The following is a 26,083-nucleotide window of genomic DNA, read 5'->3' as shown; positions in this document are numbered from 1 at the left end:
CCCGGGCGATGAAGCGGGGTCAGAACCACCGTTCAAGCGTCAGGTGAAAGCCGCTGCCACCGGGACCATCGGTGGCAGCGAAGAGGACGCTGGTATCTGGGCGCAGCTGGTAGTCCAGCGCGAGGCCATAGGCATCATCCTTGCCGCCGTCGGTGAACTCTCCAAAGGCCATCATGTCCAATGTCGAGGTCACGGGAAAGACGAGGTCCAACGCGATCGCGTCCGGCTTGTCGTTAGCCTCGGGGTGCAGCCAGGTCACGCCGAAATCGGCGCGCCCGATGCCAAAGCGCGCGCCCAGCTTGGCATTGATGCCGTGGTGATCCATCGTGCGCGAGGTCACGGTTTCCACGGCACCTGCCAGTTGCCAGCCATCACCGTTGTAGGTCGCCGCGACAGAGGCGGCGCGAAAGCCACCCTTGACCGCGTCGTGCAGTGACACGGCCACATCTGCCCGGCCATAGCTGTGCTGCCACGACAGGCCCCAGGGCACGGCGGTGCGGCGCATGGCCTCGACCGTGGCGTGGGCGCGGGTATACTCGGCGCGCTCATAGGCGAGATAGGGCGCTGTGCGCGCAAAGACCGAGGGCAGCACCTGATCATAGGCCGGACGCACGACGCCCGCGCGCCAGGTGTCGTCCCATGCGAAGGCGACGTAGGTTTCATGCGGCCGCTTGCCATCCAACCCGAAGAGATAGGTGCCGAATTCCAGCGCCAGGGGATAGTCGCGGCTGAGCGGGATCGACGAGGTCGCGTCGATCACACCGATGCCTGACAGGGTGTGGTCGTCATGGGCGCTGATGGCCACGCTGCCCTCGACGTTGAAGGACTGCGCATGGGCAGCGGCGGGCACAAAAAGCCCGAGGCAGAGCAGGAGGGGGCGGAGCATGTCGGCAAGGTCCAGTCGAAAATACCGGGCCATCTATCCCTAGGGCCAGGTGCCTTGCCAGTCGGGAAAACCGGACATGCGGCCCGATGTGGCTTTCGCGTCAACCGTAGGCCGCAAGGAGCGCGCGCAGGTCGTCCAGGGTGTTGGCCTCTTGCGGGGCCTTGTCGTGACGCCAGCGCGACATCCGTGGAAACCGCAGCGCCAGACCTGACTTGTGGCGCGGGCTGGGCTGGATGCCCTCAAAGGCGATCTCGAAGACGTGCTGGGGGCGCACCTGCCGTACGGGGCCGAACCGCTGCTGCGTGTTCTTGCGCACCCAGGCCGTGATCTCGTCGAACTCCTTGTCCGTAAGCCCGGAATAGGCCTTGGTAAAGGGGACCAGTTCATTGCCCTGCCAAACGGCGAAGGTGAAATCGGTGAACAGGTTGGCACGGCGGCCGTGGCCCTGCTGGGCGTAGATCATCACCGCGTCGACGGTCAGAGGGTCGAGCTTCCATTTCCACCAATCGCCCTTCTTGCGGCCCGACAGATAGCGGCTTTCGCGGCGTTTCAGCATCAGCCCTTCGGCGCGGAAACCGCGCGCCTGCGCGCGCGTCTTGGCCAGCTTTTCCCAGTCCGCGAAAGGCACGAGGGGGGAGGCCCGCACCGGCGCCTCTGCGGGCATGTCGGCCAGCAGCGCATCGAGGCGGGCGCGCCGCCTGCACAGTGGGGCATCACGCAGGTCGGTGCCGTTTTCTTCCAGCAGGTCATAGGCCAGCAGGATCACCGGCGCCTCGCGCAGCAGCTTCTTTGGCACGGTCTTGCGCCCGATGCGCGGCTGTAGCGCGCTGAAGGGCATGGGCTGCGTGCCCTCCCAGGCGACGATCTCGCCGTCCAGCACGGTGCCGGGCGGCAGGAAGTCGGCCGCTCGGGCAAATTCCGGGAAGCGGTCGGTCATCAGTTCCTCGCCGCGTGACCAGACATGATGCGCATGGTCGCGCAGGATCAGCTGGCCGCGGATACCGTCCCATTTCCATTCCGCCTGCCAGTCTTCCGGGGGGCCCAGCGTTTCGGGAGGCTCGTCCAACTGGTAGGCAAGGTAGAAAGGATAGGGGCGGCTCTGGTCGGCGGCGGGGTCGTCGGCCTCGATCAGGGCGTGGTAGGTGGTGGTTTCGGGCGTCCATCCCCCCATCAGCTTGTGCGCCAGCACCGCCTCGTCCTGACCGGTCGCCTTGGCCAGCGCGCGGGTCATCAGCTTGCGGCTGACGCCGATACGAAAGCCGCCGGTGATGAGCTTGTTGAACAGGAAGCGCTCGGTGGAGTCGAGTTGGTCCCAGGCGTTCAGGATGAGTGGCTTCCGTTCCTCCAGTGGGATATCATGAAGGCCGCGCAGGACATTGATCCAATGCGATAAACTGTGATCGGAGGCCTGAGACGGAGGGGGCAGGACCAGCGCGATGGTTTCGGCCAGGTCGCCGACGATGGGATAGGATTCCTCGAGCAGCCAAAGCGGGATGCCTGCTCGTTCGGCCGCCCATTCCCGCAGGTTGGTGGTGGTGACGGCACGTTTCGGACGACGCCCCGAGAAAAGGGCGATGCACCAGAGCTTGTCGCTCTCGGGGGCATGGGTGAAGTAATCGGCCAGGGCCTTTGTCTTGACCGTGGTTTTCGTGGTCTGGTCGATCTCGGTGAACAGCCGGGCAAAGCGTTTCATAAAGTGCTCTCGCTCTCGGCTCCGTCCTCGCCGCCGAATTCGGTCGGGACGATGGCCGCATCATGACCCTGCTCCTTCAGCCATCGCGAGAAGATTTCTGTGTAACCATGTGTGACATATATGGTTTCTGCGCCTGTGGATTTGATGGCCTCTTGCAGGCCGGGCCAGTCGGCATGGTCGGATATGACGAAACCCCGGTCCATGCCGCGGCGGCGGCGGATACCGCGCAGGCGCATCCAGCCAGAGGCAAAGCCGGTCGACGCCGGGCCGAATTTGCGCGCCCATGCGCTGCCCAGAGCCGAGGGGGGCGCGATGACAAGGGCGCCCTTCAGGGCCTTCACATCCGTATCGGGCATGACCTGAATGGTCTCTGGCAGAGAGTAACCTTGCGCACGCAGCACGGCATTCGTGGCTTCGACGGCGCCATGTGTCAGGATCGGGCCCTGAGGCTCCAGCATGGACATGAGGCGCTGAGCTTTTCCCAGCGAATAGGCCCCCAGCATGGATGTGCGGCCCGCGGCGGCATTGGCGGCCCACCAGGCGTTGATTTCTGCCGCGACCTCTGTCTGCGAGGGCCAGGTGAAGACCGGCAGGCCGAAGGTGCATTCGCTGATGAAGGCATGGCAGCGAACCGGCTCGAAGGGTTCCGACAGACCGTCATCCACCACCTTGTAGTCGCCCGAGACGACCCAGACCCGGCCGCCCACCTCGACCCGGATCTGGGCCGACCCGGGAAGGTGGCCGGCGGGATGGAAAGAGACGCGCGCGCCGCCGATCTGCCGCGCCTCGCCATAGGCGATTCCCTCGGCCGCGATCTCGCCCAGGCGGTGGCGGATGACGGGCAGCGCGCCGTCCGTCGCAAGATAGGCCCCATGGCCTGGGCGGGCATGGTCGGCATGGCCGTGGGTGATCAGGGCCCGGTCGACCGGGCGCCATGGGTCGATATGAAAATCTCCCGCGGGGCAATAGATGCCGCGCTCGGTGAAGGTGAGGACGGGTTGGCTCATGGCTCTGAGGATAGGCGCATTTTTCGCCACTGCCAGCGGTTGTCGTGTTGTGCTTTGCCAGCGTTCCGCGCAATCTGCCGCGCAAAAGGGAGGGTGCCATGGGATACGCGGATTTCAGGAAACGGGTCAGGGAGGGCGCGCCGCTGGCGGGCACTTTCGTCAAGACGCCTGCGATTCCGGTGATCGAGGTGCTGGCGCAGTCGGGGCTGGATTTCCTGTGCCTCGACGCGGAACACGCCCCCTTTGACCGCGCATCCCTGGACAATTGCCTGGCGGTTGCCCGGGCCCTCGATTTCCCGGTCATGGTGCGCGTGGGCGACAGCAGCCCGCGCGAGATCCTGCAGGCGCTGGATTACGGCGCGGTGGGCGTGGTCGTGCCGCATGTCGAGACGCTGGAACAGGCACAGGCTGTGGCACGGGCCGCGCGCTTTGGCCTGCACGGGCGGGGCTTTGCCGGATCGACCCGCTGGGCCGGCTATGCAACGCGCCCCATGCCGGAGGTGCTGGCGCAAAGCCGCGAGGAAACCGTGGTTCTGGCGCAGATCGAGGAACCCGACGCGGTGGAAATCTGCGAGCAGATCGCGGCGGAGGACGGTATCGACGGGCTTTTCGTCGGGCCCGTGGACCTGTCGGTGGGCTATGGCCATGACACCGCCGACAATTCCGAGGTCAAGGCGGCATTGGCCCGTGTTGGGGCAGCATGCAAGGCGGCGGGCAAGGGATATGCCAGTTTCGTGGGAACCGGCGGCGTCGCGCAGGACTGGGCGGAAACCTATGGCGTCAATGTCTTTTGCATCGCCTCGGAACATGCCTGGATGCGGACCGGTGCCGCAGAGGCGGCGCGCGCAGTTCACGAGATCGGATCGTCGTGAACGGCCTTTTGTGCTGATCGACGGAGAGGTCAGGCGCGCAGAGCGGTCCGGTCTGTCGCACTGTCGAAATGGGTGACGATCTCAGAGAGGACACGCTCGCGGATATGCGGGCTTTCCATCAGGATCTCGTGCTCGCCGCCCTCGACCATGTCGAGGCGCCCGTTTGGCCAGCGCGCCATGCGCGAGCGGATACGGTCGATGTCGACGATGCGTTCGTTGGTGCCGCAATAGCAGATGCAGGGCTGTTTCGGAGAGGGACGTCGGGCGAGGCGGCGGGTTTCGGCAAGCGCCTCGTGCAGCCAGTGTAACGACGGTCCGCCAAGTTGCAGTTCCGGGATCGCCAGCACCTGGCGGCGCATGTAGTCCCACTGCTCGGTGTCGGTGGTCAGCAGGTTGTCGTCAAAGGCGTTGGAGGCGACGTAGCTGTCGGCTCCGGTGCCCGGCGCAAAGAGATGGCCCAGGCCCACCGATTTCGACATGCGCGAGATCGCCCAGGCCGCAGGGCGGACCGGATCGGCGATGCGGATGCCCCACATCGGGCCGGTAAAGACACAAGAGGCCACGTCCAGACCGTCGGACACGGCGCGGAACCCGATGCAGCCGCCCATCGAATGGCCGATCAGGTGGCGCGGGCCGGGCAGACCCAGCTCGTCGGCCAGTTGCACCATGCTGGTGACATCGCGCTGGTAGTCCTCGAAGACACCGACATGCCCGGTCCGGCGTTCGTCCAGCATCCGGTCGGCCAGGCCCTGGCCGCGCCAATCGATCGTCAGGACATGATAGCCTGCGTCCGAAAGATGGCGGCTGACCCGGCCGTATTTCTCGACGTATTCGGTCCGGCCGGGGAACATGAAAACCGTGCCCCGCGCCCCGTTGCTCCCGTAATGCGCAATGCGCACACGCAGCCCGTCCGACGTGGTCATCCACCAGGCTCGGGCATCTGCCGGACCTTCTGCGAGGTCGGCGTGGAAGGGCGCGGGAACGGCGGTCATCAGGCCAGGACCTGTGCCAGGCGCATGGCGGCGGACATGTCGCCGTCGATGGCAAGCTTGCCGGACATGAAGGCCGAGGTCGGGTCCAGGTCACCTTCGACAATGGCAAGGAAGGTGTCGGCGCTGGCGGTCATGGTCACATCTGCCGCCTCATCCCCGGCATGTGCGCCGTTTTCGTCGATGATCAGGCTGCCTTCGTCCTCAATGGTCACTTTCGCGGTTCCGTCGAACCCGTTTCCGCCCATTTTTTCGTTCAGGGCTTTGACGGCCGCGTTGACTGTGTCGCTCATTTTCGCTCCTAAAGCTTGCTCTCATAATCGTGCGCTGGCCAACTGGCGTTCAGACGCTACACTCAGCCCAAGTTATGAGGACGGCACATATGGAATACAAACGTATCCTCGCGGCATTTTGCGCCCTAGTCATGATTTCCCTACCTTCCCTCGGGGAGGCGGAAGATCGCGCGACGGAACTGCTTGCAGAGCTGCGGGATGCCGAGACCGCGACCGCTGCACAGCGGTTGGAAAACCGGATCATCGCCGAGTGGTCCAAGTCCGGTTCGGCCAGCATGGACCTTCTTCTGAAGCGCGGGCGCGACGCCTTGGAGGTCAAGAACCACACTGCCGCGATCGAGCATTTCCGCGCCCTGACGGATCATGCGCCGGATTTCGCCGAGGGCTGGCACGGGCTGGCGCTGGCTTATTTCGGGGCCGAGAAATTCGGCCCCGCGATGGATGCCCTGGAACGGGTGCTGGCGCTGAACCCAAACCATTTCGCGGCGCTGCGCGGGGTCGGGGCGATCAATGAACAGGTCGGAAAACCGGCCCTTGCCTATCGCGCCTTCGAGAAGGTACTTGAACTCAGGCCGCATGATCCCGACGTCGAGAAGGCGATGGAGCGGCTCGAGCGCAGGGCCATCGGCATCACGCTCTGACGAGGCAAGAGGGGCGCGGCCTTGATGACCGGTCGCCGTCCGAGACATAGGCGGCCCAATGGCCCAGAATTCCCGGATCGCGGCCGTTCTCGGCCCGACCAACACAGGCAAGACCCATTACGCCATCGAGCGGATGCTTGGGTATCGCACCGGCGTGATCGGCCTGCCGCTGCGCCTGCTTGCGCGCGAGGTCTTTGACAAGATCGTGGCGATCCGAGGACCGTCTGTCGTGGCGCTGGTGACGGGTGAGGAGCGGATCGTTCCGCCGCGGGCGAAATACTGGGTCTGCACGGTCGAGGCGATGCCCGAGGGCATGGGGACGGATTTCGTCGCCATCGACGAGATCCAGTTGTGTGCGGATCCTGAACGCGGCCATGTCTTTACCGACCGCCTGCTGCGGATGCGCGGCACGCATGAAACGCTTTTCCTCGGGTCTGACACCATGCGCGGCCCTATCGGGGCGCTGGTTCCGGGGGTGGAATACGTCCGTCGCGAACGGATGAGCCAGCTTGTCTATACCGGCTCGAAAAAGATCAGCCGCCTGCCTGCGCGGACCGCCATCGTCGGTTTCAGCGTCGACAACGTCTATGCCATCGCGGAACTGCTGAAACGGCAAAAGGGGGGCGCGGCCGTGGTGATGGGGGCGCTGTCACCCCGGACACGCAACGCGCAGGTGGACCTCTACCAGAATGGCGAGGTCGATTACCTCGTGGCGACCGATGCCATCGGCATGGGCCTGAACCTCGACATCGACCATGTCGCCTTTTCCTCGCTGACGAAATTCGATGGGCGGCGGATGCGGCCGCTGCAACCGAACGAACTGGCACAGATCGCGGGCCGGGCGGGGCGCGGCATGTCCAATGGCACCTTCGGCGTCACCGGTGACACCGGGCCGATTCCGGACGAATGGGCAGAGGCGATCTGCAATCATTCCTTCACGCCGCTGAAAAAATTGAACTGGCGCAGCGCGGCGCTGCGGTTCGGCTCGATCGACGCGCTGGACGCGAGCCTTGACGCCTCGCCCGACCACGAGATGCTGATCAAGGCGCGCGAGGCCGACGACCTGCGCGCCCTGAGGGCGCTGGCCTCCGAGGCAGAGGTGCGAGCGCGGGCCTCGGACGCGGCATCGGTGCAATTGTTGTGGGATGTTTGCCGAATCCCCGATTTCCGCGGAATTTCGCCGGCGGAACACGCGGGCCTCCTGGGCGTTATCTTTGGGCACTTGCATCAAAACGGACGCGTGCCCGATGATTTCCTGGCTCGACAGGTCAACAGGATCGACCGGACCGATGGCGACATTGACACATTGTCGAAACGGCTGGCGTATATCCGCACATGGACTTATGTGGCTCAGCGAAAGGGCTGGGTCGCTGACGAAGACCATTGGCGCGGGCGAACACGCGCTGTAGAAGACGCCCTGTCGGACGCCTTGCACGAGCGTCTGACGCAGAGATTTGTAGACCGGCGCACCAGTGTTCTACTGCGCCGGTTGAAACAGAAGGAGGCCCTCTTGGCCGAAGTGAACGATCAGGGTGAAGTCACCGTCGAAGGTCATCTCGTCGGCAGGCTAGAGGGGTTCCGGTTCCGGCAGGACAAGGATGCGACGGGCCAGGAGGCCAAGACGCTGCGTCAGGCAAGCCTGCAGGCGCTGACACCGCATTTCCACCTGCGCGCCGACCGATTCTACAATGCGCCGGATACCGAGATCGACTTTACCGAACAGGGTGGGTTGATGTGGGGCGAGCAGGCGGTCGGCAAGCTGGCCAAGGGCGACGATCCGCTCAAGCCGCGCGTGGTGGCCTTTGTCGATGACGAGGCCGGGCATGACGTGGCCGAGAAGGTCACGCGCCGCTTGCAACATTTCATGGACCGCAAGATCGCGGCCCTGTTCGAGCCGCTGCTGAAAATGCGCGACGATGAGGCGCTGACCGGCCTGGCGCGGGGCTTTGCCTTCCAGATGGTCGAGGCGATGGGCGTGATCCCGCGGTCCCAGGTGGCGGATGACGTCAAGGCGCTGGATCAGGATGCGCGCGGGTCCTTGCGCAAGCACGGCGTGCGTTTCGGTCAGTACACGATCTTCATGCCGCTGCTGCTGAAACCGGCACCGACTCGGCTGCGGCTTGTGCTGTGGTCGCTGGCCAACGGGCTGGACGAGTTCCCCGAGGCGCCGCCGCCGGGGCTGGTTACCGTGCCGAACATGGAAGAAGTTCCGGCGCAGCATTACTCGCTGGCGGGCTATCGCAAGGCCGGCGCGCGGGCGATCCGCATCGACATGCTGGAGCGTCTGGCAGACATGCTGCGCGCCGAGGACAGCCGTGGCGGGTTCGAGGCCAAGGCCGACATGCTTTCGATCACCGGGATGACGCTGGAACAGTTTGCCGACCTGATGCAGGGCCTGGGCTATCGCGCCGAAAAGGGTGAACGCGAAAAGGTCAAACCCGCCGATGCGGTGGTCGCGAGTGAGGCAGGTGCCCCGGCCGAGGACAAGCCTGTCATGGACGCCGCGGGCGAAGAGCCGGCAGGCGTGACGCCGGATGCGGCGGAAACCCCGCAGCCCGCCGATGTGGCCGAGCCTGTGGCGCAATTGGAAGACCAGGGCGAGGCGCCTGTATCTGCCGAGCCGGCGGAACCCGTTGCCGAGACACCTGTGCCGGAAACACCGGAAGAGGAACTCACCCCGGGCGAGGCTCCGGATGAGGCGCTGGCCGGTCCCGAGATGGAGGTCTTCTATTCCTTCACCTGGGGCGGCAATCGCGGCAACCAGCGCCGAGGTGGCGGCAAGCCCCGGCGCGAGGCGCGCGGTGGCGATGGGGCCAAGGGTGGCGGACGTCCGCAGCGTGGCGATCGGCAGGACAACAAGGGCGGCGACCGTCCCCGTGGCAAGGGGGGCAAACCGAAAGGCAAACCGCCACGCGATGGTGGTGGTCGCAAGTTCGAGTCGCGTCCGCCCAAGAAGGACAAGCCGATCGATCCGGACAATCCCTTTGCAGCGGCGCTCATGGGGCTCAAGGACAAGAGTTGAATGGGTGAAGGCCCCGCCAAGATCCGCCTGGACAAGTGGCTCTGGCATGCGCGGTTCTTCAAGACCCGCTCGCTGTCGGCCAAGCTTGTTTCGGGCGGGCATTGCCGGGTGAACGGGACGCCGGTGGCGAAGCCGGCTTTCCTGGTGGGGGCAGGGGACATCCTGACCTTTCCAAAAGAGCGCGATGTGCGGGTGATCCGAATTGTCGCGCCAGGAGAGCGGCGTGGGCCTGCGCCAGAGGCGCAGGCACTCTACGAGGACCTCGACCCGCCCAAGCCACGCGAGCGTGAACCGCAGGCGCCGCGCTACGAGGGCGGCGGTCGCCCGACCAAGAAAGACCGCCGTGCATTGGACAAGTCGCGCCCCTCGGCGCTTGAATGATCCGGACCGCTGGATTAGCTAGGCGCAAAAGCGCGCCGCGAGGAAACAGAAGCTCATGACCTACATCGTCAACGACGCTTGCATTGCCTGCAAATACACCGACTGCGTCGAGGTGTGCCCTGTGGATTGCTTCTACGAGGGTGAGAACATGTTGGTGATCCATCCCGATGAATGCATCGACTGCGGCGTCTGCGAGCCGGAGTGCCCCGCCGACGCCATCCGTCCTGACACAGAACCGGACATGGAGAAGTGGGTGGAGTTCAACCGCAAGTACGCGGAACTCTGGCCGGTCATCATCTCCAAGAAGGATCCGCTGCCCGAGGCCGAGGAACGCGATGGCGAGTCCGGCAAGCTGGAGAAGTATTTCTCCGAGACGCCGGGCGAGGGCGGCTGAGAACGATTCGCCGCGTCCGTTCCGGCAGAACATGAAAACTTTTGCATAAATACCTGATGTTCAACGGGTAAACCTCAATCCGTGAGGGCGCTAGGATGTGCCCGGAATCTGTGCTATACATGTCTTCCACATGATGACTGCACGTTCGGGGCGTACTGCCCAACGTCCCCACGGGGCATAACCAGACTGTATGACATGAGATGAGCGGGAATCCAGCGATCCCCGGTCGTCTTTTTTGTCGCCTAGTCAACTGATGAGTTGCGAGGAACGACCTATATGACCAAGACCAAGAAAAACGACTTCCGTCCCAATGACTATGTGGTCTACCCGGCGCATGGCGTCGGCCAGATCATGTCGATCGAGAAACAGGAGATTGCCGGGATCAGCCTCGAACTCTTCGTGATTTCCTTCGAGAAGGACAAGATGACCCTGCGCGTGCCGACGCACAAGGCCACCGAAGTCGGAATGCGGTCGCTGTCGTCCCCGGACGTGGTGAACGAAGCGATGAAGACGCTCAAGGGGAAGGCCAAGGTCAAGCGCGCAATGTGGTCGCGCCGTGCTCAGGAATATGAGCAGAAGATCAACTCGGGTGACCTGATCGCCATCGCCGAAGTGGTGCGCGACCTGCACCGTGCCGACGACCAGCGCGAACAGTCCTACTCCGAGCGTCAGCTCTACGAGGCGGCGCTGGAGCGCCTGACCCGCGAAATCGCCGCCGTGTCCGGCGATGAGGCCGCCGCCGCCAAGCAGGTTGACGAAGTTCTGGGTCTGCGCGCCGCGTAAGCGACCTGCGAAACGGAAATGAACTGACCGCGTCCCCCGGGGCGCGGTTTTTTCATGTCCGGTCCGCGCTTATGCGGCGTCCTGCTTTCCACGCTCTGTCAGTGCGGTGTAAAGTTCTGCCTCCAGTTCGCGCTCCAGTTCCTTGGACCGCGCGACATAAGCTGCGTTCTCTGCCGGGGAAATGGACGGGTCCCAGAGCTGGGCCAAATCGCGGATGGTGCGACGGTCGTGGTGGTAGAACGTCTCTTCGGCGATGGCGGCCTCGAATTCGCTCATGCCGACGTTTTCCAGCACATAGCGGCCGGCACGCAGGCTGCTGTCGAACATCTCTCGGACGATGTCGTTCGCCCCGGCCTGGTAGAGCGCGTACACATGCGTCCGGTCGCGGGCGCGGGCGACGATGTGCAGGTCCGGGCGGACGCGGCGGGCATAGGCCACCAGCTTTGTCGTGGCCTTGGGGTCGTCCAGGGCTGCCACCAGGACACGCGCCGAATCGATCCCGGCGGCGTGCAACAGTTCGGGCCGCGTGGGATCGCCGAAGAAGCCCTTTACCCCGAACCGGCGGATCAACTGGATCGTCTTGATGTCATGGTCAAGCACGACGGTACGGTGGCCGGCAGAGCGGACAAGGCGGTTGACGATCTGTCCAAAGCGCCCGATCCCCGCGATCAGCACCGGGCCAGCCTCGTCGATGACGTCTTCTTCGGCGCTTTCGGTGCGCGCGCTGAAGCCCTTGTTGAGATAGTCGAACAGAAGGAAGAGCAGGGGGGTGATCAGCATGGTCATGGCGATGATCAGCAGAAGCCGGCCGCCGAGATCGGCGGAAAAGACGCTTTGCTGGCGACCGAAGGAGATCAGGACGAAGCCGAACTCGCCGGCCTGTGCCAGTCCCAGCGTGAACAGCCACAGGCCGCGTTTGCGCAGGCCAAAGGCACGACCCAGACCGTAAAGCACCGCGCCCTTGACCAGGATCACCGCCAGCGCCAGCCCGAGGATGGTCAACGGTTCCTCCAAAAGAGCGCCCACATCGATCCCGGCGCCCACGGTGATGAAGAAAAGCCCCAGCAGCAGCCCCTTGAAGGGTTCGATGTCGGATTCCAGCTCGTGCCGGAATTCGGAGTTGGCGAGGACGACACCCGCAAGGAACGTGCCGAGTGCCGGCGACAGGCCGACAAGGATCATGAGGAAGGCGATGCCGATCACGATCAGCAGGGCGACGGCGGTGAACATCTCGGGCAGACGTGCGGCGTGGATGTAGCGGAACAGCGGCCTCGCACCATAGGCTCCGGCCAGGATGATCGCGGCGATCACGCCCAACGTCACCAGCGCCGCGCCCCAGCCCGGCAAGCCCTCGACCAGGGACATGGCCGCATGATGGGCGTCGCCGGCGTGGTCCCCGTGGTCGCCGTTCTGTTCCAGGAATGCCCCGGGGCTGACGAAGGCGGGAATCGACAGAAGCGGCAGGATGACCAGGATCGGTATGACCGCGATGTCCTGTGTCAGCAGGACGGAGAAGGCGGATCGCCCGCCATTGGTTTGCATCAGGTTCTTTTCATTCAGCGTCTGCAGCACGATGGCGGTCGAGGACAACGCCAGCGCGAGGCCCACGGCCAGGGCGGTCGGCCAGGCCAGGCCAAGGGCCATGCCGCCGGCGAAGATCGCGGAGGTGGTCAGCAGGATCTGCAAGCCCCCGAGCCCGATCAGACGGTGCCGCATGTCCCAGAGCGCGCGCGGTTCCAGTTCCAGCCCGATGATGAACAGCATCATGACCACGCCGAACTCGGCAAAGTGCTGGATATCATCGGTTGCCACGACCAGCCCGAGGCCGGGACCGATCACGAGACCGGCCAGCAGGTAGCCAAGCACCGAGCCAAGTCCCAGGCGCGCCGCGAGGGGGACCGCGATCACGGCGGCGAGAAGAAAGACAGAAGCCTGAAAAAGAAAGGAGTCCACGCGCTTCTCCGCTGATTGGCCAACACCCCATATTGTGCCGGGGAAGGCCGGAGAGGCAACCGGAGACATGTGAAATCTGCCTGCGATACAGGCAGGTTGCCCTGTGCAGGGCAGGGACGATCTACTCGGCGGGCACCATTGGCGGCTGCGGGCGCGGCAATCGTGGGCGCAGGCGCGACCACCGTGGGGCGCAGGCCGTGGGCAGAACCGCGCGCAGGCGGTCAAGCGGTAGCTCGCCGCTCAGTATGGCGCGGTAGAGCGAAAAGACCCCGTCGCGCAGGTAAGGCGACCAATGGCAGATCAGGCGTTCCGGCGGCGCGATCGGAAAGCCCAGGCGCCGCAAGGCCGCGAGGCTCTCTTCATCGTCAAGTTGCAGCGTCACCATGTGCGGCAGGTCCACCCCCCCATGTCCCAACATGCGGTCGCCCGGATGCCTCGGCGGCACCAGCCGTTCCAGTACGAAATCGAACAGGTCGTTTTCACGGCTGGTGACATTGAGCACCTGTGTCCGGCATCCTCTTGCGCTGTCGAGCGTGTGGCGTGCGACTTCGCCGTATTCCGCCGCGGCCAGCAAAACGGCGCGTGTGATGGCGCCGGGCGCGCCTGCGCGCACCGCGGCGAGGGCGACCCGAGCGCCAAGCGAGTGGGCGATCACGTTGACCGGGCGTCGCGGGGCCAGGCGGCGCACCTCGCGCACCAGTCCGGCCAGCGCCTCTCCTGCCGAGGCCGCTCGTCGATGTGCCGCCCAGATCGAACCGCGCGCCTGCCAGCCAAAGGAAATGGCGACGCGGTTGTCCAGACCCAGGCGCGCTGGCCAGCTGACCACCCTTCGGTCGGCGGCGTGCGGGGTGGGGGACATCAGCGAAGCGTGTGGACAGTGCTGGGGGTGGCCGGGTTGGTACTTGTAGCCATGCACCATGATGGTGACCGGGCCCGTATCCGTCGCCAATGCGTCCGCGAGCGCTGGCAACAAGGGGGCAGGGTCGCCGTGCAGGCGGGCCTCGTTTTCGGCAACTGTGATCCGTAGCATTGGCATGGCAGCGTCCCACTACATCTTGTGCGTGGCCCTACCTGAATGCTGCGACGGTATCGTGAAGAGCGGGTTACATCATCGTGACGCCCTTGCAATGTGATCTTAACGTCTCTATGCCAACGCCCGTGGCGATTTGTTACCGGATTGCGGGCCACAAAGGGCATCGCCCCTTTAAATTCCGCTAAAGAGGTCAGACGGAAGCTCCTTTCGCTTGGCCGCGATCGGAGCTTTTTTGTTGGGAGTGGATCCATGAGCATCGAAGAGAAACAGGCGCGCGGCAAGGCGACGAACCTCGTACACGGCGGCACCAAGCGCAGTCAGTGGGGCGAAGTCAGCGAAGCGATCTTTCTCACGCAGGGGTTCGTCTATGACACCGCCGAGGCGGCAGAGGCGCGCTTTCTCAAGGCGGGCGAGGACGAGTTCATCTATGCCCGCTACGGCAACCCCACCGTGGCCATGTTCGAAGAGCGCATGGCGCTGCTGGAAGGCGCCGAGGACGGGTTTGCCTGTGCCAGCGGCATGGCGGCGGTCAGCGGTGCGCTGACCTCGATGCTGCAGGCGGGCGATCATGTCGTCTCGGCCAGGGCGCTGTTCGGTTCCTGTCTCTATGTCTTGGAAGAGGTGTTGACGCGCTACGGTGTCGAGGTGACCTTCGTCGATGGCGAGGAGCTCGCTCAATGGGAGACCGCCATTCGCCCCGACACCAAGGCGGTCTTTTTCGAAAGCATGTCGAACCCGACGCTGCAACTGGTGGATATCGCCGGGGTCGCGGAACTGGCGCACAAGGTCGGTGCCACGGTCATCGTGGACAACGTGTTCTCGACGCCGGTCTATTCCAAGGCCATTGCGCAGGGGGCTGACCTGGTTGTCTATTCCACGACCAAGCATGTCGACGGCCAGGGCCGCTGCCTGGGCGGCGTGATCCTTGGCACGCGAGAGCATATCCGCGGCGTCGTCGAACCCTACATGAAGCATACCGGCGGCTCGATGAGTCCATTCAACGCCTGGGTGATGCTGAAGGGGCTGGAGACGCTGAAATTACGCGTGCGCGCCCAGACCGAGGGCGCCGTGGCCTTGGCAGAAGCCTTGGCGGATCACCCCAAGATCTCTCGGATGATCTACCCGGGACATGCCAGCCATCCGCAGAACGCGCTGGTGCAGCAGCAGCTTGGCGCGGGAGGCACGCTGGTGTCCTTCGAGGTCGCGGGTGGCAAGGAGGCAGCCTTTCGCCTGTTGAACGCGCTGCAGGTGGTCATCATCTCGAACAACCTGGGCGACGCGAAATCCATCGCCACCCACCCGGCCACCACCACGCACCAGCGTTTGAAGCCCGAACAACGGGCTGCATTGGGCATTGGCGACGGGATGATCCGGCTGTCAGTGGGCATCGAGGACCCAGAGGACCTCGTTCGGGACGTTTTGCAGGCGCTGGACGCGGTCTGACGGACAAGTGCCGCCTGCGAGTGATCCAGGGTCCGGTTAGCGACGTATACTATTTCGAGATTGGAATTGATGAGAACAATTCCTAGGTTAAGCGTCGAAGACAGGCTCGAAAGGGGTGGCCATGAACGTCCACACACCGGAAATCGATCGAAAGCCCAGCCAGGAAGAGGCGGCAGAGGCATTGGAACTGCTGCGCCGCTGGGCGTCGAAGGCGCAGGACGCCGAGATCGAGGCGTTGGATCCCCTGGTGGCCCGTCTTGCCCCCGATTCGGCGCCGGATTCCTATCCGGCGCTGTCGCGGGCATATCCTGAAGGGTTCAACGTCGATGCGGCCTACAAGGAGGGGCTGCCGGACCTGCAGAACGGGCCTTCCTCGCTGATCCGCGGCGCGAATCGTGCCATTCAGCATGTGGGCATTTCGAATTTTCGCCTGCCGATCCAGTATCACACCCGGGACAATGGCGACCTGCACCTGGAAACCAGCGTGACGGGGACCGTCAGTCTTGAGGCGGATAAAAAAGGCATCAACATGAGCCGCATCATGCGCTCGTTCTATGCCCATGCGGACAAGACCTTCAGCTTCGAGGTGATCGAGGCGGCGCTGGACGATTACAAGTCCGACCTCGAAAGCTTTGACGCCCGCATCAACATGCGCTTCTCCTTCCCGATGAAGGTGGACAGCCTGCGGTCCGGTCTGTCGGGCTATCAATATTACGACATCGCGCTGGAGCTGGTGGAACAGGATGGGGTGCGCCGCAAGGTCATGCACCTCGACTACGTCTATTCCTCCACCTGCCCATGCTCTCTGGAGCTTTCGGAGCATGCCCGGCGGACGCGCGGGCAGTTGGCCACGCCGCATTCGCAACGTTCGGTCGCGCGCATTTCCGTCGAGGTCAAGGAAGGTGAGTGTCTCTGGTTCGAGGACGTGGTGGATATGTGCCGTCGGGCCGTTCCGACCGAGACGCAGGTGATGGTCAAGCGTGAGGACGAACAGGCCTTTGCCGAACTGAACGCCGCCAACCCGATCTTCGTCGAGGATGCAGCCCGCCTGTTTGCGGAACAGCTGCAGGCAGATACGCGGGTCGGCGACTACCGCGTGGTGGCGAGCCACCAGGAGAGCCTGCACAGCCACGACGCGGTCTCTGTCCTGACCGAGGGCGACCTCTTCGCTGCCGAAAGCCTGGACCCCAAGCTGTTCTCGACCCTTTTCCACGTCGGCTGATGCAATTGGCGGCACGGGCCTTGGCCCCTGCCGCCGCTTTGTGCAGTGCGGGGCGCTTCGCGGCAACCTGTGTCGCCTTCATGGCTTGGTTACCCCTTTTGTGAGAGGGTGAACCACAGGGAGGAAACCGACCATACAGGACAAGGTTTCCAGTCATGACGCGCGACAATGTTCAGATCGGGATGGGGCACAGGTCACTCAACAGCCGGATCGATGTCTTCCTGACAGAAGTGGGGTTCGGCATGAATCCGGGCACGCTGCGCAGAGCGAGGTTGCGGCAGATCATCGCCCTGGAATGCGCATCGGACGCAGAACTTGCCACTCTGGGTATTGGACGTGACGATATCCTGCCCTTTGTCTTTCGCGACTTGCTGGTCGCCTGACGGGCGGCGTTTCGGCAAGCGTGCGCAGGGCGCTTGACAGTCCTGCACCGGCGGGCCAACGCTCCGTCTCATGTTCGATGTTCGCCCCGTCGCCTATGTGATCGGCCTGCTGGTCGCCTGCCTTGGTGCCTGCATGTTGCTGCCGCTCGTGGTCGACCTGGCAGAGGGCCGGGGCGAATGGCCCGTCTTCCTTGAAAGCGCAATCATCACGATTCTGGCTGGCGGCCTGATCGCGGTGTCCTGCGCCAACGGGGTCAAGAAAGGGCTGACCCTGCAGCAGACCTTTTTGCTGACGACGGGCGTCTGGGCGGTGCTGCCGATCTTTGGGGCGATGCCCTTCATGCTGGGTGCAACGGACGCCAACCTCACGGATGCCTATTTCGAGGCCATGTCGGGCCTGACCACCACCGGATCGACGGTCTTTATCGGTCTGGACGATCTGCCCAAGGGGTTGTTGCTGTGGCGGGGCTTGCTGCAATGGCTCGGCGGCATCGGGATCATCGTCGTTGCCATGGTCTTTCTGCCGGAATTGCGGGTGGGCGGGATGCAGATCTTCCGCTCCGAGGCCTTTGACACGATGGGCAAGATCCTGCCCCGAGCGACACAGATTTCGGCCTCGATCTCGTCGATCTACATCACGCTCACGCTGGTCTGTACCATCTGCTATCTTTTGACCGGCATGAATGCCTTTGACGCGACGGTTCATGCCATGACGACGGTTTCGACAGGGGGCTTTGCCAATTACGATGCCTCTTTCGGCACGTTCGCGGGGCCGGCGGAATATGTCGCCTCTGTTTTCATGGTTTTGGCCGCGCTGCCCTTCGTGCGCTACGTGCAGATGGTCGCCGGGGCGCGTTACGTGCTGTTTTCCGACAGTCAGGTGATCGCCTTCGTCGGGATCATCGGCATCCTGGTGGTGGTGACCTCCTTCACCCTGCTGTCGATCTTTCCGCACCACCCGGAACAAGCGGTGCGTGAGGCGCTGTTCAATATCACCTCGATCATGACGGGTACGGGATATTCCAGCGTCGACTACATGACCTGGGGGCCGTTCCTGATCGCCATGTTCTTTTTCATCGGGCTGATCGGCGGTTGCGCGGGATCCACCGCCTGTTCGGTCAAGATATTCCGTTATCAGCTCCTGATCGCTTCGATCCGGGTTCAGTTGCGGCGCATTCGCTCGCCGCATGGCGTGTTCGTGCCGCGTTATCAGGGGCGCCCGATCGGACCGGATGTCATGAGTTCGGTCATGAGCTTCTTTGTCTTCTTCGTGGTTTCGCTGGGGGTGCTTTCGGTCGGGCTCAGCCTTACGGGGCTGGATTTCATCACCTCGGTGTCCGGCGCGGCCACGGCGATTGCCAACATCGGCCCGGGGCTTGGGGACACCATCGGCCCGGCGGGCAACTTTGCCACGCTCAGCGATACCGCCAAATGGATGCTGAGTTTCGCCATGCTTGCCGGGCGGCTCGAGCTGTTGGTGGTCTTTGCACTGTTTACTGTCGGCTTCTGGAGGGCATGATGACGAAACCCCTTGGCGCACAGGTCAGCCATGCACTCAAGGCCCGCGGGGTCGAGGTGATCTTTGGCATTCCAGGTGTCCACAACATCGAGATGTATCGCGGCATCGAGGAGGCCGGGATTACACATGTCCTTGCCCGCCACGAGCAGGGCGCCGGGTTCATGGCCGATGGTTATGCGCGGGCGACCGGACGGCCCGGTGTCTGCTACCTGATCACCGGGCCGGGGTTCCTGAACGCGCTGACCGCGCTGGGACAGGCCTATTCCGACAGTGTCTCGGTACTGGCTCTGGCCTCCTGCCTGGATGAAACCGCGGCCCGACGCGGGCAATTGCACCAGATGCGCGACCAGCGTGCGGCAGGGGCCACGGTCTGCGACTGGTCCGAAGAGGCGGGGACGCCCGCGGCTGTCTATGCTCTGATCGACCGCGCCTTTGGCGAGTTCGCCAGCGCGCGTCCCCGGCCAAAGGCCCTGCACATGCCGATCGCGTCCTTGGGGGCATCGGCCGATCCCGCGCCGGAGCCGCCTCTGCGGCCAGAGCGTCCGCATCTGACCCATGACCAGATCTACGCGGTGATCGACGCGCTGAGCGAGGCCGAGAAACCTCTCTTTGTCTTTGGTGGAGGCGCTGTTGCCGGGGCAGCCCATGTGCCGGACCTGTTGCAGCAGACCGGGGCTGCCAGTTTTGTCACCTATGCGGGCCGAGGCATCGTGCCCTCGGATCATCCTCTGTTCTTTGGCAGTTCGCTCGCGCGGCCCGAAAGCGCAGAAGTCGCCGCCCAGGCGGATCTGGTGGTTGCTCTGGGGACGGAACTGTCCGAGGTCGACCTCTGGCGCGACGAACTGGGCCACAAGGGACGGATGATCCGAGTGGACCTGGATCCGACGGTCCTGTCGGGGCTGCGGGCGGGTGACCTGGGCCTGATCGGCGACGCGGCGGCGCTGATCCGGGCAATGACCATTGCCATCCCGGCGCGCAACGACGACCGTCCGCCCTGCTGGGATGCGGCGCAGGTGGCAGCGGCGCGGGCGCGCTGGCAGGCACAGGTCCGCGCGGAACGGCCCGGCGTGGTAAAGATCGCCGAGGCGTTGCAGGAGATCATGCCAGCGGACGCGATGATCTATTCCGACATGACCCAATTCGCCTATGGCGCTTTGGAGGTCTGGGACATGCCCCGGTCTGGCCACTGGCATCACCCCAGCGGTTTCGGAACGCTTGGCTATGCGCTTCCCGCCGCAATCGGTGGCGCCGTCGGTCGTCCGGGCCTGCCGACCTGTGCGATCCTCGGGGACTACGGGTTGCAATACACGCTGCCCGAACTGGGGACAGCGGTGGAACTGGGGCTGTCGCTGCCCATTCTGGTCTGGGACAATGGCGCGCTGGGTGAAATCCGGGAAAACATGGTCAGTGCCCAGATCGAGCCCAACGCGGTTGTGGCACGGAACCCGGATTTCCTTGCCCTTGCGCGGGCCTACGGGGCGCAGGCTGTGGAACCGGCGAGCCTTGCCGGGCTGCAAAGGGCGGTGACCGCAGCCTTCGAGGCGGAGGGGCCGACGCTGATCCGGATGACGCAAGCGCTGCTCTAGGGCCGGCCGTCCGTGCGGAGATCTGGCAAGAGAGGGGCTATGCCCCCGTCTTCTTGTGACCGTCTCCCCCGAAATGTCTGGAAACCAAGGGAGAACCGGACGCCGGCGGCGCCCGGTCAACGGTCAACTCGGCTCAGCCGATTTCGGCCAGCCGCGCGAGTGCCTCTTTCAGCTTGGCCTCTTCGCCTTCTCGGGCTGCGAGATTGTCATGGGCTTCCTCGACCACTTCCGCCGGGGCGCTTTCCGCGAACTTCGGGTTGTTCAGCCGCCCCTTGAGACCACCGATCTCCTTGGCCAGCTTGCCCAGCGACTTCTCCAGCCGCGCCTTTTCCTGCTCCACGTCGATGATATCGGCCAGTGGCAGGCCAAAGGTGGCCTGGCCAACAGGAACGGTCACGCAGCCCTTGGGGAAGTCCTGAACCGAGGTCAGCCCCTCGATCCGGGCCAGTTTCAGGATCAGCGTCTGGTTGCGGTCCCAGGCGGCCTGCTCTTCTGCACCGATGCCCTTGACCAGCATCGGAACATACAGTCCCGCCGGAACATGCATCTGCGACCGGGCCGAGCGCACGCCCTCGATCAGAGAGATCACCCAGGACATTTCCGCATCGGCCTTGGCGTCGCTGACCTCGGCGGCGCTGTAGGTCGGCCAGTCGGTGTGAACCAGCATCCCGTCGCGCGTGCCCAGCGTGTCCCAGAGTTCTTCGGTGATGAAGGGCATGACCGGGTGCAGCATGATCAGGCACTGATCCAGCACCCAGGCCATCGTGGCGCGGGTCTCGGACACCACCTGCGCATCCTCCGAACCAAAGAGCGGCTTGGAGAACTCGACGTACCAGTCGCACACCTTGCCCCAGACAAAGCTGTAGAGCGCATTTGCCGCGTCATTGAACCGGTAGTCTGTCAGGGCCGCGTCGACGGTCTCGCGCACGCGGGCGGTTTCCCCGACGATCCAGCGGTTCACCGTCTGCTGGGCGGTCGGGGCGAATGCCGGGTCGCTGCTGGACTTGTGGGTGTCGAAGACATGGTTCATCTCCGCGAAGCGGCAGGCGTTCCAGAGCTTCGTGCCGAAGTTGCGGTAGCCCGCGATCCGGTCGACGCTGAGTTTCAGAACGCCACCGATGGAGGCCATGGAGGCATTGGTGAAGCGCAGGGCGTCGGCACCGTATTCGTCAACGATTTCAAGCGGGTCGATGACGTTTCCGGTGGTCTTGGACATCTTCTTGCCCTTCTCGTCGCGGACGAGTTGGTGCAGGTAGACGGTGTGAAAGGGTTTTTCATCCACGACGGCCAATTGCATCATGATCATCCGGGCGACCCAGAAGAACAGGATGTCAAAACCGGTGATCAGAACCGAGGTCGGGAAATAGCGGCGCATTTCCTCGGTGTCCTCGGGCCAGCCCAGCGTGCCGATGGGCCAGAGACCGGAGGAGAACCAGGTGTCCAGCACATCGGATTCGCGCCAGACCGGGTAGATCAGCTGCGTCGGGTCCTGCGTCGCCTCGTACTGGGCCAGCGCCTCGGCGAATTGGTGCACGGCGGCGTTGCGGTCCTCGACCTCGATCACGCGCGCATGGTTGAGCGGTGTGGGCAGGCCCGCCAGTACATCCTCGAATTTCGCGCGGACGGCGTCGAAGTCATGCGCGGCGTGGTGGCGTTCCTCGCCGATCAGCAGGCGCTGGTCGTCCAGAAGCTCGCGCATCTCGACGAGGTCGAGTGCGCCGTCCTTTTCCTGGTCGTATTGCTTGCCGCTCTTGGCGGAGAGGTCGAGCCCGTACCAGACCGGGATCTGATGCCCCCACCAGAGCTGGCGCGAGATGCACCAGGGTTCGATGTTTTCCAGCCAGTGGAAATAGGTCTTTTCGCCGGACTCCGGCATGATCTTGATGTCGCCGTTGCGCACGGCGTCCAGCGCCGGTCCGACGACCTTTTGCGCATCGACGAACCACTGGTCGGTCAGCATCGGTTCGATGACCACTTTGGAACGGTCGCCAAAGGGCTGCATGATCGGCTTGGCCTCGACCAGAGGAACCTCGGTGACGGGCGGCTCTTCCTCTCCCTTCTTCAACTTGGGTTTCGGCCCAAGGCGCGGGTCGTCAGAGGTGGTCATCACCGCCAGCCCTTCGGCGGTGATCTCGGCGATGACCTTTTCGCGGGCTTCGAAACGGTCGAGCCCGCGCAGATGGTCGGGCACAAGGTTGAGCGCGTCGGCCTCGGCCTCGGTTAGAGTGCGATCGCCTTCGGCCACCTGCATGGCGATCTCGGCAGCCTTGGCATAGGTTTCGCCGTCGGCGCGCATCTGGCCGCGCGTGTCCATCAGGCGGTACATCGGAATGCCGCCGCGCTTGGCCACAAGATAGTCGTTGAAATCATGCGCGCCGGTGATCTTGACCGCACCGGATCCGAAGTCCGGATCGGGGTATTCATCGGTGATGATCGGGATCAGGCGGCGGTGTTCCTTCGGCCCGACAGGGATCTCGCACAGCTTGCCCACGATAGATGCATAACGCTCGTCGTCGGGATGTACGGCCACGGCGCCGTCGCCCAGCATGGTTTCCGGGCGGGTGGTGGCGATCGAGATATAGTCGCGAGTTTCGCGCAGGGTGACGTTTCCGTCCTCGTCCTTTTCGACATATTCATAGGTCTCGCCGCCGGCGAGGGGGTACTTGAAGTGCCACATGTGGCCGGCAACTTCGATGTTCTCGACCTCGAGATCGGAAATCGCCGTTTCGAAATGCGGATCCCAGTTGACCAGCCGCTTGCCCCGGTAGATCAGCCCCTTGTCGTACATGTCGACAAAGACCTTGATGACCGCATCGTGGAAGTTGGGGCTGTTCTCATGCCCGGTCTTCGGGTCACCTGGCGCGCCGGCCATCGTAAAGGCGTTGCGGTCCCAATCGCAGGAACAGCCGAGGCGCTGCAGCTGGTTGACGATCGTCCCGCCGTACTGGCCCTTCCATTCCCAGACCTTGTCGAGGAATTCCTGCCGCGTCAGGTCGGTGCGGCGCAGGTTGCTTTCGGCCTTTAGTTTCTTCTCGACCTGCAACTGGGTTGCGATGCCGGCGTGATCCTGCCCGGGCTGCCAGAGCGTGTCAAAGCCGCGCATCCGGTGCCAGCGGATCAGAATGTCCTGCAGGGTGTTGTTGAAGGCATGGCCCACATGCAGCGCGCCGGTCACGTTCGGCGGCGGGATCATGATGGTAAAGCTTTCGTCGCGGCTCTTGTTGGCGCCGGCGCGGAAGGCGCCAGTGTCGAGCCATTTCTGGGTGAGGCGCGGTTCGGCCTCGGCGGCGTTGAAGCTCTTTTCCAGGGGCATGGGTCTTGTCCTCGTCCAGTGTTGGCGGAGGGTCTACGACAAGGGCGCGCCAAGGGGAAGGGGGCCGGTGAAGGCGCGCGCGTGGGGCCGCGGACGATGTGGACACGCACCTATCCCGTCGACCTTGCGCGGCACAGAAAAAAGCCCGCGATGCGATGCATCGCGGGCTGAGGCTACGGAACCCCAGGGAGGAGGAGAGGGGCCCCGAAACTTATTTGGGCAGCGGCGCCAGGGAGGAGGAGAGGCGCCGCTGCCGTTGAAAGACCCCAGGGAGGAGGAGAGGGGCCTGACAACTTGGTCGGGTCGCGTGACCCGGAATTCCTGTGCGGCGGTGCCAGGGAGGAGGAGAGGCACCGCCGCTTATGCAAGATCCCAGGGAGGAGGAGAGGGACCCGACATATCGTTCGGGCCAAGCGGCCCGGAAATCTGGTGCGGCGACACCAGGGAGGAGGAGAGGTGCCGCCGCTTATGCAAGATCCCAGGGAGGAGGAGAGGGACCCGACATATCGTTCAGGCCAAGCGGCCCGGAAATCTGGTGCGGCGACACCAGGGAGGAGGAGAGGTGCCGCCGCTTATGAAAGGTCCCAGGGAGGAGGAGAGGGACCAGACATATCTGTGGGCCGTGTGACCCGAATTCCTGTGCGGCGGTGCCAGGGAGGAGGAGAGGCACCGCCGCTTATGCGAGATCCCAGGGAGGAGGAGAGGGATCCAACATTGCGTTTGGGTCACGAGACCCGGTGTTTCGTGCGGCGGCACCTAGGGAGGAGGAGAGGTGCCGCCGCTCTGTCTGCGGGCCGAATGGGAGGAGGGCCCGCATATGATGTTGGGGTCATGCCCCGAAACTTTTGGGTGCCGGCTCCGAAGGGAGGAGAGTGGAGCCGGCACCGGAACAGGAGGGACTGGGAGGAGGAACGTCCCGCCTGAAAGACTTAGTTCTCGTTGGCTGCTTGCCACGCGATGCGCGAGATTTCGCTGCGTGCTAGGCCCAGATCGGCCAGGTCGCGGTTGCTCAGCGAAGCCAGCTCTGCATAGGTCTGCTTGTAGACCCGGCGGCGGGCGCGACGCGCCTGGAAGGTTGCGACCAGCCCGGAGATGCGGGCGCCCAAACCGCTTTGGGCATTGGTGATGTTCGCCGTTGCATGTGCCATTGTTTCCGTGCCTCAGTGTCTGTGCGTTGCCTTGGTTGCGCTAAAGATGGGGCAAATGCTGCAAGTGCACAATGGTCACGGCGTCATTTCTGCTATGCAGAAAGTGCATATGAAAACTGTTCAATTCTTGGCAGTTAAGGTTGATTGCTAGGCAGCTGCGTGATCTGAGGTTGCGCTAACGCAAGGGAAGCGCCACTGAAAATGGCAAAACCACGGGGTAAGACATGTCGGAGATGAAGGAAGCGGTCGAGGCGGCGCTGGAGCGGGTTGATCTGCCGGACGGGGGAAACCTGATTTCCAGGGACATGATTCGAGCGCTGCGGGTCGAGGACGGAGTTGTGCGCTTTGTCATCGAGGCTCCGAGCGCGGAACTGGCGCGCCGGATGGAGCCGCTGCGCGCCATCGCGCAGAAGGCGACCGAAGCGGTGCCCGGTGTGACCTCGGCCAGCGTGGTGCTGAGCGCGCCGACCGAAGCCAAGGCGCCGCCCCAGCTGAAGATGGGCGGCCATCCGAAACAGCAGGACAGCGTGATGAAACCGGCAGGGGTCAAGACGATCCTGGCCGTCGGCTCCGGCAAGGGCGGCGTCGGCAAGTCCACCGTCTCTGCCAACCTGGCCGTGGCGCTGGCGCGGGCGGGCAAGCGCGTGGGCCTGTTGGATGCGGATATTCACGGGCCCAGTCAGCCCCGCATGTTTGGCCTGACCGACAAGCCCGCCAGCCCGGACGGCAAGACGATCATTCCGCTCAAGGCGCATGGGGTCACCGTCATGTCCATCGGCTCGATGCTGGCCGAGGACAAGGCGGTGGTCTGGCGTGGTCCCATGTTGATGGGCGCGCTCCAGCAGATGTTGATGCAGGTGGACTGGGGCACGCAGGATGTGCTGATCGTCGATCTGCCGCCGGGCACCGGGGACGTGCAGCTGTCCTTGTGCCAGAAATCCGAGGTGGCGGGGGCCATCGTCGTGTCGACGCCCCAGGACGTGGCGCTGCTGGATGCACGCAAGGCGCTGGATGCCTTTGCCACGCTCAAGACGCCTGTGCTGGGCCTGATCGAGAACATGGCCGTCTTTACCTGTCCGCATTGCGGCAAGGACAGCCATATCTTCGGTCATGGCGGCGTGGCGGCAGAGGCCGAGAAGATCGGCGTGCCCTTGCTGGCGCAGCTTCCGATCGACCTCGACACGCGGCTGGGCGGCGACGGTGGAACGCCGGTGGCGATGGGCGACGGGCCGATCTCGCAGGCCTATGCACAGCTTGCCGACCGGCTGATCCAGGGCGGGATCGTCTGATCCCTGCCCAGGGCGCGCGCCTGCGGCGCGCCGTTGGAGTATTTTTGGAGAGAAGAAGCCGGGGCGGGGCGCCCGGTGGGCCAAGGTTTTGTCAAGACGGCTCCGGGCGCAACGCCGGCGAGCTCTGGGACCGGGCCGGTCGGGGCGGGACGCGGCTTGTACAAAACGTACAAAACGTACGCGGAAATCAGCATTTTGTACAAAACGGCCCGGCGGGGGTCTTTCCAGGCAGG

21 protein-coding genes are annotated in these 26,083 nt (G+C 64.2%); 12 read left to right on the top strand and 9 right to left on the bottom strand.

What is annotated here, in order from left to right; translation table 11 throughout:
• Window positions 1-19: 19 nt before the first annotated feature.
• The 3 genes from ACQY5B_RS14630 to ACQY5B_RS14620 form a co-directional block, all read right to left on the bottom strand.
• Window positions 20-886 (bottom strand): hypothetical protein, encoded by an 867-nt coding sequence (locus tag ACQY5B_RS14630; protein WP_420324704.1) that lies wholly within the window; start codon window positions 884-886, stop codon window positions 20-22.
• A 100-nt stretch (window positions 887-986) separates the two neighbouring features.
• The gene (locus tag ACQY5B_RS14625; protein WP_420324705.1) at window positions 987-2,579 is read right to left on the bottom strand and encodes an ATP-dependent DNA ligase; all 1,593 of its coding nucleotides are present in this window, start codon (window positions 2,577-2,579) and stop codon (window positions 987-989) included.
• Window positions 2,576-3,586 (bottom strand): ligase-associated DNA damage response exonuclease, encoded by a 1,011-nt coding sequence (locus tag ACQY5B_RS14620; RefSeq protein WP_420324706.1) that lies wholly within the window; start codon window positions 3,584-3,586, stop codon window positions 2,576-2,578. Before ACQY5B_RS14620 ends, ACQY5B_RS14625 begins: the two co-directional genes overlap by 4 nt.
• 98 nt (window positions 3,587-3,684) lie before the next feature.
• Between ACQY5B_RS14620 and ACQY5B_RS14615 the strand changes: the two genes are divergently transcribed.
• Window positions 3,685-4,458 carry an HpcH/HpaI aldolase family protein gene (locus ACQY5B_RS14615; protein ID WP_420324707.1) on the top strand — a complete coding sequence of 258 codons (774 nt, stop codon included), beginning with the start codon at window positions 3,685-3,687 and terminating at the stop codon, window positions 4,456-4,458.
• 29 nt (window positions 4,459-4,487) lie between these two features.
• Here the strand turns inward: ACQY5B_RS14615 and ACQY5B_RS14610 are convergent, their stop codons facing one another.
• The gene (locus ACQY5B_RS14610; RefSeq protein ID WP_305971516.1) at window positions 4,488-5,450 is read right to left on the bottom strand and encodes an alpha/beta fold hydrolase; all 963 of its coding nucleotides are present in this window, start codon (window positions 5,448-5,450) and stop codon (window positions 4,488-4,490) included.
• Window positions 5,450-5,740: an SCP2 sterol-binding domain-containing protein gene (locus ACQY5B_RS14605; RefSeq protein WP_305971515.1), complete on the bottom strand. Its 291-nt coding sequence runs from the start codon at window positions 5,738-5,740 to the stop codon at window positions 5,450-5,452. The genes ACQY5B_RS14610 and ACQY5B_RS14605 overlap by 1 nt, the downstream gene beginning before the upstream one ends.
• An 89-nt stretch (window positions 5,741-5,829) precedes the next feature.
• On the opposite strand from ACQY5B_RS14605, the gene ACQY5B_RS14600 reads away from it, so the two are divergent.
• The 5 genes from ACQY5B_RS14600 to ACQY5B_RS14580 all read left to right on the top strand — a co-directional run bounded on the left by ACQY5B_RS14600 (window position 5,830) and on the right by ACQY5B_RS14580 (window position 10,961).
• Window positions 5,830-6,381, top strand: coding sequence for a tetratricopeptide repeat protein (locus ACQY5B_RS14600; RefSeq protein ID WP_420324708.1), 552 nt, complete (start codon window positions 5,830-5,832; stop codon window positions 6,379-6,381).
• Between the two features lie 58 nt (window positions 6,382-6,439).
• On the top strand, window positions 6,440-9,403 hold the full coding sequence (locus ACQY5B_RS14595) for a helicase-related protein (RefSeq protein WP_420324709.1): 2,964 nt from the start codon (window positions 6,440-6,442) through the stop codon (window positions 9,401-9,403).
• On the top strand, window positions 9,404-9,784 hold the full coding sequence (locus tag ACQY5B_RS14590; RefSeq protein ID WP_420324710.1) for an RNA-binding S4 domain-containing protein: 381 nt from the start codon (window positions 9,404-9,406) through the stop codon (window positions 9,782-9,784).
• A 55-nt stretch (window positions 9,785-9,839) separates the two neighbouring features.
• Window positions 9,840-10,178 (top strand): ferredoxin FdxA, encoded by a 339-nt coding sequence (fdxA, locus tag ACQY5B_RS14585; protein WP_043137766.1) that lies wholly within the window; start codon window positions 9,840-9,842, stop codon window positions 10,176-10,178.
• A 276-nt stretch (window positions 10,179-10,454) separates the two neighbouring features.
• Window positions 10,455-10,961: a CarD family transcriptional regulator gene (locus ACQY5B_RS14580; RefSeq protein ID WP_305972096.1), complete on the top strand. Its 507-nt coding sequence runs from the start codon at window positions 10,455-10,457 to the stop codon at window positions 10,959-10,961.
• Between the two features lie 69 nt (window positions 10,962-11,030).
• Here ACQY5B_RS14580 and ACQY5B_RS14575 read toward each other — a convergent pair whose 3' ends face one another.
• Both ACQY5B_RS14575 and ACQY5B_RS14570 read right to left on the bottom strand, forming a co-directional pair.
• The gene (locus tag ACQY5B_RS14575) at window positions 11,031-12,914 is read right to left on the bottom strand and encodes a monovalent cation:proton antiporter-2 (CPA2) family protein (RefSeq protein ID WP_305972095.1); all 1,884 of its coding nucleotides are present in this window, start codon (window positions 12,912-12,914) and stop codon (window positions 11,031-11,033) included.
• A gap of 121 nt (window positions 12,915-13,035) precedes the next feature.
• Entirely contained in the window at window positions 13,036-13,944 is a 909-nt protein-coding gene (locus ACQY5B_RS14570) for a T6SS effector phospholipase Tle3 domain-containing protein (protein WP_420324711.1), read from the bottom strand.
• Between the two features lie 252 nt (window positions 13,945-14,196).
• On the opposite strand from ACQY5B_RS14570, the gene metZ reads away from it, so the two are divergent.
• From metZ to ACQY5B_RS14545, 5 genes are all read left to right on the top strand, one after another.
• On the top strand, window positions 14,197-15,390 hold the full coding sequence (gene metZ / locus ACQY5B_RS14565; RefSeq protein ID WP_420324712.1) for an O-succinylhomoserine sulfhydrylase: 1,194 nt from the start codon (window positions 14,197-14,199) through the stop codon (window positions 15,388-15,390).
• Between the two features lie 121 nt (window positions 15,391-15,511).
• Window positions 15,512-16,612 carry a GTP cyclohydrolase FolE2 gene (gene folE2, locus ACQY5B_RS14560; RefSeq protein WP_305972092.1) on the top strand — a complete coding sequence of 367 codons (1,101 nt, stop codon included), beginning with the start codon at window positions 15,512-15,514 and terminating at the stop codon, window positions 16,610-16,612.
• A gap of 155 nt (window positions 16,613-16,767) precedes the next feature.
• Entirely contained in the window at window positions 16,768-16,995 is a 228-nt protein-coding gene (locus ACQY5B_RS14555; protein ID WP_420324713.1) for a hypothetical protein, read from the top strand.
• Between the two features lie 70 nt (window positions 16,996-17,065).
• Window positions 17,066-18,514, top strand: a complete 1,449-nt coding sequence (locus ACQY5B_RS14550) for a TrkH family potassium uptake protein (protein ID WP_420324714.1) — start codon at window positions 17,066-17,068, stop codon at window positions 18,512-18,514.
• A complete protein-coding gene (locus ACQY5B_RS14545) occupies window positions 18,514-20,100 on the top strand; it encodes a 5-guanidino-2-oxopentanoate decarboxylase (protein ID WP_420324715.1) in 1,587 nt (528 codons plus the stop codon). The genes ACQY5B_RS14550 and ACQY5B_RS14545 overlap by 1 nt, the downstream gene beginning before the upstream one ends.
• A 133-nt stretch (window positions 20,101-20,233) precedes the next feature.
• Here the strand turns inward: ACQY5B_RS14545 and ACQY5B_RS14540 are convergent, their stop codons facing one another.
• Both ACQY5B_RS14540 and ACQY5B_RS14535 read right to left on the bottom strand, forming a co-directional pair.
• Window positions 20,234-23,413: a valine--tRNA ligase gene (locus ACQY5B_RS14540; RefSeq protein ID WP_420324716.1), complete on the bottom strand. Its 3,180-nt coding sequence runs from the start codon at window positions 23,411-23,413 to the stop codon at window positions 20,234-20,236.
• A gap of 929 nt (window positions 23,414-24,342) precedes the next feature.
• Window positions 24,343-24,561: a DUF1127 domain-containing protein gene (locus ACQY5B_RS14535; protein WP_305972088.1), complete on the bottom strand. Its 219-nt coding sequence runs from the start codon at window positions 24,559-24,561 to the stop codon at window positions 24,343-24,345.
• Window positions 24,562-24,785: 224 nt separating this feature from the next.
• Here ACQY5B_RS14535 and ACQY5B_RS14530 point away from each other — a divergent pair, with 224 nt between their 5' ends.
• Window positions 24,786-25,850, top strand: a complete 1,065-nt coding sequence (locus ACQY5B_RS14530; protein WP_420324717.1) for an Mrp/NBP35 family ATP-binding protein — start codon at window positions 24,786-24,788, stop codon at window positions 25,848-25,850.
• Window positions 25,851-26,083: the final 233 nt, after the last annotated feature.

This window comes from Antarctobacter sp. (assembly GCF_965277915.1).
In the GTDB taxonomy this organism is placed as follows: Bacteria; Pseudomonadota; Alphaproteobacteria; order Rhodobacterales; family Rhodobacteraceae; genus Antarctobacter.
The sequence above is the reverse complement of the archived record's forward strand: the minus strand, read 5'-3'. Positions and strand labels throughout refer to the sequence as shown.

Coding starts and splice junctions, on each gene's coding strand:
- ACQY5B_RS14630 (WP_420324704.1), bottom strand. CDS start 886: ATGCTCCGCCCCCTCCTGCTCTGCCTCGGGCTTTTTGTGCCCGCCGCT.
- ACQY5B_RS14625 (WP_420324705.1), bottom strand. CDS start 2,579: ATGAAACGCTTTGCCCGGCTGTTCACCGAGATCGACCAGACCACGAAA.
- ACQY5B_RS14620 (WP_420324706.1), bottom strand. CDS start 3,586: ATGAGCCAACCCGTCCTCACCTTCACCGAGCGCGGCATCTATTGCCCC.
- ACQY5B_RS14615 (WP_420324707.1), top strand. CDS start 3,685: ATGGGATACGCGGATTTCAGGAAACGGGTCAGGGAGGGCGCGCCGCTG.
- ACQY5B_RS14610 (WP_305971516.1), bottom strand. CDS start 5,450: ATGACCGCCGTTCCCGCGCCCTTCCACGCCGACCTCGCAGAAGGTCCG.
- ACQY5B_RS14605 (WP_305971515.1), bottom strand. CDS start 5,740: ATGAGCGACACAGTCAACGCGGCCGTCAAAGCCCTGAACGAAAAAATG.
- ACQY5B_RS14600 (WP_420324708.1), top strand. CDS start 5,830: ATGGAATACAAACGTATCCTCGCGGCATTTTGCGCCCTAGTCATGATT.
- ACQY5B_RS14595 (WP_420324709.1), top strand. CDS start 6,440: ATGGCCCAGAATTCCCGGATCGCGGCCGTTCTCGGCCCGACCAACACA.
- ACQY5B_RS14590 (WP_420324710.1), top strand. CDS start 9,404: ATGGGTGAAGGCCCCGCCAAGATCCGCCTGGACAAGTGGCTCTGGCAT.
- fdxA (WP_043137766.1), top strand. CDS start 9,840: ATGACCTACATCGTCAACGACGCTTGCATTGCCTGCAAATACACCGAC.
- ACQY5B_RS14580 (WP_305972096.1), top strand. CDS start 10,455: ATGACCAAGACCAAGAAAAACGACTTCCGTCCCAATGACTATGTGGTC.
- ACQY5B_RS14570 (WP_420324711.1), bottom strand. CDS start 13,944: ATGCTACGGATCACAGTTGCCGAAAACGAGGCCCGCCTGCACGGCGAC.
- metZ (WP_420324712.1), top strand. CDS start 14,197: ATGAGCATCGAAGAGAAACAGGCGCGCGGCAAGGCGACGAACCTCGTA.
- folE2 (WP_305972092.1), top strand. CDS start 15,512: ATGAACGTCCACACACCGGAAATCGATCGAAAGCCCAGCCAGGAAGAG.
- ACQY5B_RS14555 (WP_420324713.1), top strand. CDS start 16,768: ATGACGCGCGACAATGTTCAGATCGGGATGGGGCACAGGTCACTCAAC.
- ACQY5B_RS14550 (WP_420324714.1), top strand. CDS start 17,066: ATGTTCGATGTTCGCCCCGTCGCCTATGTGATCGGCCTGCTGGTCGCC.
- ACQY5B_RS14545 (WP_420324715.1), top strand. CDS start 18,514: ATGACGAAACCCCTTGGCGCACAGGTCAGCCATGCACTCAAGGCCCGC.
- ACQY5B_RS14540 (WP_420324716.1), bottom strand. CDS start 23,413: ATGCCCCTGGAAAAGAGCTTCAACGCCGCCGAGGCCGAACCGCGCCTC.
- ACQY5B_RS14535 (WP_305972088.1), bottom strand. CDS start 24,561: ATGGCACATGCAACGGCGAACATCACCAATGCCCAAAGCGGTTTGGGC.
- ACQY5B_RS14530 (WP_420324717.1), top strand. CDS start 24,786: ATGTCGGAGATGAAGGAAGCGGTCGAGGCGGCGCTGGAGCGGGTTGAT.